The organism is Luteimonas endophytica (genome assembly GCF_029887875.1).
GTDB classification, from domain to species: Bacteria; Pseudomonadota; Gammaproteobacteria; order Xanthomonadales; family Xanthomonadaceae; genus Luteimonas; species Luteimonas endophytica.
The window spans coordinates 1-3,813 of record NZ_JARXRM010000022.1 but is presented as its reverse complement, the minus strand read 5'-3'; the positions used below and the strand labels follow the sequence as shown (position 1 = coordinate 3,813).

The following is a 3,813-nucleotide window of genomic DNA, read 5'->3' as shown; positions in this document are numbered from 1 at the left end:
GCGCACGTAGTCCGCCACGGTTTCGTCCGGGTAGGTCAGGCTGCTGAGGTGCCCGCCCTTGGTGTAGCTGTAGCGCAGCGCGAACGTCTGCCCGTGCGTGACCTGGACCTTGCGCGTCATCTGGCCGAAGCGGTCGTAGCAGTAGCGGGTGCTGCCGCTGGCGTCTTCCATCGCGGCCCTCTATGACGACTAACAAAAATCTACTCTGACGCCTGTTTTACCAAACAGATCTCAAGATCGTCCAGGAAGATAATTAATCGTTCGTCGATACAGCGGTCAGAAAGTTTAAGCCTCAGGAAGCAGGAATCTACTCGCAAATCGCTGGATTGCCCCGCTGCGAAAAGCCATCCTATCTCCATGGCGATGTTTGCAGATGAGGCAGACCTAACAATAGAAAGAAACTCATTCTGGTTTTTGACAGATAGCAGCAGGTCGTTTATCGCGGGCCGCATCTTATAAAGATCAATGCTGGTAATGAGCGTCCGAAGCCTGGCTTCGAAATCAATGATGAAAGTATCAGCGGCCAACGTTATTCCCCCAAATTTCCCCCAAAACAGGTCCGCCACCCGTATTGGTACAACATCGGCAAGAAAAGATGGACCCTACATAGGCACCGCGTAAGAACACAGTATGATGCGTGCCCTTCATCGCGCACAAGCCTCCTGACGCAGGTACCCCAGGTCTCTTGCTGCTTCCTGCCGGGAAATCAAGAAGCGCGTGCGCGGCAGACGCGTAGGGATAGTAGCGTCCCATCTCCGAGCACTCGTCATATTGAGGATAAACTTCCCCGCAAGTCCGACATTCCTCTCCGTATCGAGCTTGAGGCCTCGTAAGACTGTCCGGCTTTGGAAGAACTGTGATTCCACTACCGGTGCCAAAAATTGCTGCGCATGCGACAGGATTTTGCCTACACCATGCATCTTGAGTGGTTTGGCCCACCGTCTGTAGTCCTAGCGGATCAATAGCCACCATAGGTTTTCCAAGCACATACGCGTAGGTAGACCAGCCGCCACCTAAGCCGATCAGATCACTCTCGATATATCTTCCGACGCCTGGATCGTAACTCCGAAACCAGTTGTAGTTGAACCCGCTCGCTGCATCGAAACGTTGCCCGGGAAAACGCATATCGAACCCGAAAACCGTTCCATCGCCATCCGGGTCCTCATCCGGAGGACTATTGCCGAAAGCCTCGCTGGCCAGGTCCCAATTCCACACGCCCACATTCCGCACCGGATCGATCACCGCCCGCGGCGTGCCGAGGTGGTCGGGCTGGACATAGTGAAGCCGGTTGACGCCTGAGGTTCCAACCAGCAGTCCGACCGGATAGTCGTCCAGCCAGACCGCCTGCTGCAGCGGAGTCCCCGCAGCATCGTAATCGCCGAGCCAGCGGCCGGCCTCGTCGAAGACCGTGGTCGTGTCGCTGGCGCCCAGGTGCCTGCGCACCTGCTCGCCCTTGCCGTTGTAGACGTAGTGCATCGCCACCGCGCCGCCCTGTTTCGCCTGGCTCATTCGGTTGGTGGCGTTGTAGACGAACTCCCTGGCCGTGCCGATGGCCAGGGTATTGCCGGCGTTGTCGTAGCTGCGGGCGACGCCGGCCACGGCGGCGAGCCGGTGGCTGTCGGTCGGGTAGCTGTAGGCCTGGCTGCCGCCGGCATTGGCGAAGCTGGTGCGGTTGCCGGTGGCGTCGTAGCCGTAGCTCTCGATGGCTGCGCCGGCCGCGCCGTCGCGGAAGGCGGTGAGGCGGCCGAGCGGGTCGTAGTCGAAGCTCGCCCGCGGCGGTTCCGCCAGGTCGGCAGTGTGCAGCGCCGTGAGATTGCCGACCGGGTCGTAGCTGTAGCCGAAATCCAGCCCGCCAGCGGCCGGGTCGCTGATGGACGTGGGGCGGTAGTCCAGGTCGTGTACGCGATCGAGGCGACGGCCGTTGCCGTACGTCCAGCCGGCGGCGGGGCCGAAGGGGTAGTAGTCGGCGCCGGTCAGCAGGACCTCGCGAGCGCCGCCCGGGGAGGTCACGCCTATCTCCGTCACCCTGCCCTGGGCATCGCGCACGTAGTCGGCCACGGACCCGTCCGGGTAGGTCAGGCTGCTGAGGTGCCCGCCCTTGGTATAGGTGTAGCGCAGCGCGAACGCCTGCCCGTTGGTGACCTGGAGCTTGCGCGTCATCTGGCCGAAGCGGTCGTAGCAGTAGCGGGTGCTGCCGCTGGCGTCGTTCATCAGCCACCATCATCCGGTAGCGTACGTCCCGCCTTGAGACGATCACAGAACTGAGCGATCAGCTGTCGCGAACGGCGGAGGCAGATTCCATTTAGTTTTCTTTCCGTATATCTGTAATCCGCCTCAAGATCTAGATCATACTTGGAATGAAACAATCTATGTTCCAATGCATACAAGGCAACTATCGCCGTTTCGCCAGTAGCCGTTTCCGCGTAATGGATCAGTTTATCGATCGATTCGCGTCCGACGGCGGCACTCAGCGCATCGACTGCAGTACTTCTGACAAAGAGATCATCGCTCTCTAGCCGTGATTCTATATATCCATAGTATTTTTCGTAGTTTTGCTTGTCCCTAGCCATCAACTCGCGCGCAACTACAAGCATCTTGACTTCATCCGCAACCGAGCGATCGGCCTTTAAAATCACACTTTGCCAATACTCCAGATATAGTTCCTTTGCCTCATTTGGGTTCTTTCTGAAATCCTCAGATACGTTTTCGCTAATCGCCTCCATTTCGCGAAACTCTTCCTCGTTGTTATCGCCGGCAAATCGCATACACCCAACAATCATCAACACGTAGATGATGGAGTAGACGGCTAGCAGGCCCCTCTTAGTCATTGGTACCAATCCCATTCCGACCAGATATCTTGGCTTGGACCTAGATCTCTCCATACAACATCCTTCATTGCATCGAAGGGCGTTCTACTTACGATTCCACAATCGTCGATACAGACCTCGTAATAAATTATATCCCTGATATTTGCCTGCTTCAGGGAAATATTCTGTATCCACTCGTTCTTGCAAGCCACAAGCAAGGAGAGCGGCACTGGAAGCGGAACCCGAAAGTTCATACCGCCGCCTCTCCCTCTGTGGCGACCAATGGAAGGTATAGCGTCCATCGGGCCGAACTGACCTATTTGTGGTATCGGCAAGCAAGTTCTACGAAAAAGTCTAGGGAGCCCTACTTTTCTGGCGACAATCTCGCCAAGATACTCTCCGGAAACCTCCCATTCAGTCCAGCAATCGTTCCCAGGGGCCAAGCCAAACCTATCGAAGTAGATCGACGGGCTTGCAAACGCGTACCCATAGAGAGCCACACCTCCAGCGATACCAATCGGATCGCTCTGCGAGTATCTCCCTGCACCTGGTTCATAATCTCGGAAGTAGTTGTAGTTGAGCCCACTCGCCGCATCGTAGCGTTGCCCAGGGAAGCGCATGTCGAACCAGAACCCAATGCCGTCGCCATCCGGATCCTCATTCGGCGGACTGTTGCCGAAAGCCTCGCTCGCCAGATCCCAGTTCCACACCGCCACGTTGCGCAGCGGATCGATCACCGCGCGCGGCGTGCCAAGGTGGTCCGGCTGCACGTAGTGGAGTCGGTTGATGCCTGAGGGACCGACCAGCAGGCCGACCGGGAAGTCGTACAGCCAGACCGCCTGCTGCAGCGGGGTCCCCGCAGCATCGTAGTCGCCAAGCCAGCGGCCGGCCTCGTCGAAGACCGTGGTCGCGTCGCTGGCGCCCAGGTGCCTGCGCACCTGCTCGCCCTTGCCGTTGTAGACGTAGTGCATCGCCACCGCGCCGCCCTGTTTCGCCTGGCTCATTC

3 protein-coding genes are annotated in these 3,813 nt (G+C 58.1%); all 3 read right to left on the bottom strand.

Annotated features, from left to right (window positions below; translation table 11 throughout):
* Positions 1-516: 516 nt before the first annotated feature.
* A complete protein-coding gene (locus QFW77_RS04980; RefSeq protein WP_280573244.1) occupies positions 517-2,025 on the bottom strand; it encodes an RHS repeat domain-containing protein in 1,509 nt (502 codons plus the stop codon).
* 185 nt (positions 2,026-2,210) lie between these two features.
* Positions 2,211-2,828 (bottom strand): hypothetical protein, encoded by a 618-nt coding sequence (locus tag QFW77_RS04975; protein ID WP_280573243.1) that lies wholly within the window; start codon positions 2,826-2,828, stop codon positions 2,211-2,213.
* On the bottom strand, positions 2,825-3,813 hold a 989-nt coding region (locus QFW77_RS04970; RefSeq protein ID WP_280573242.1), incomplete at its 5' end, for an RHS repeat domain-containing protein. The genes QFW77_RS04970 and QFW77_RS04975, both read right to left, overlap by 4 nt.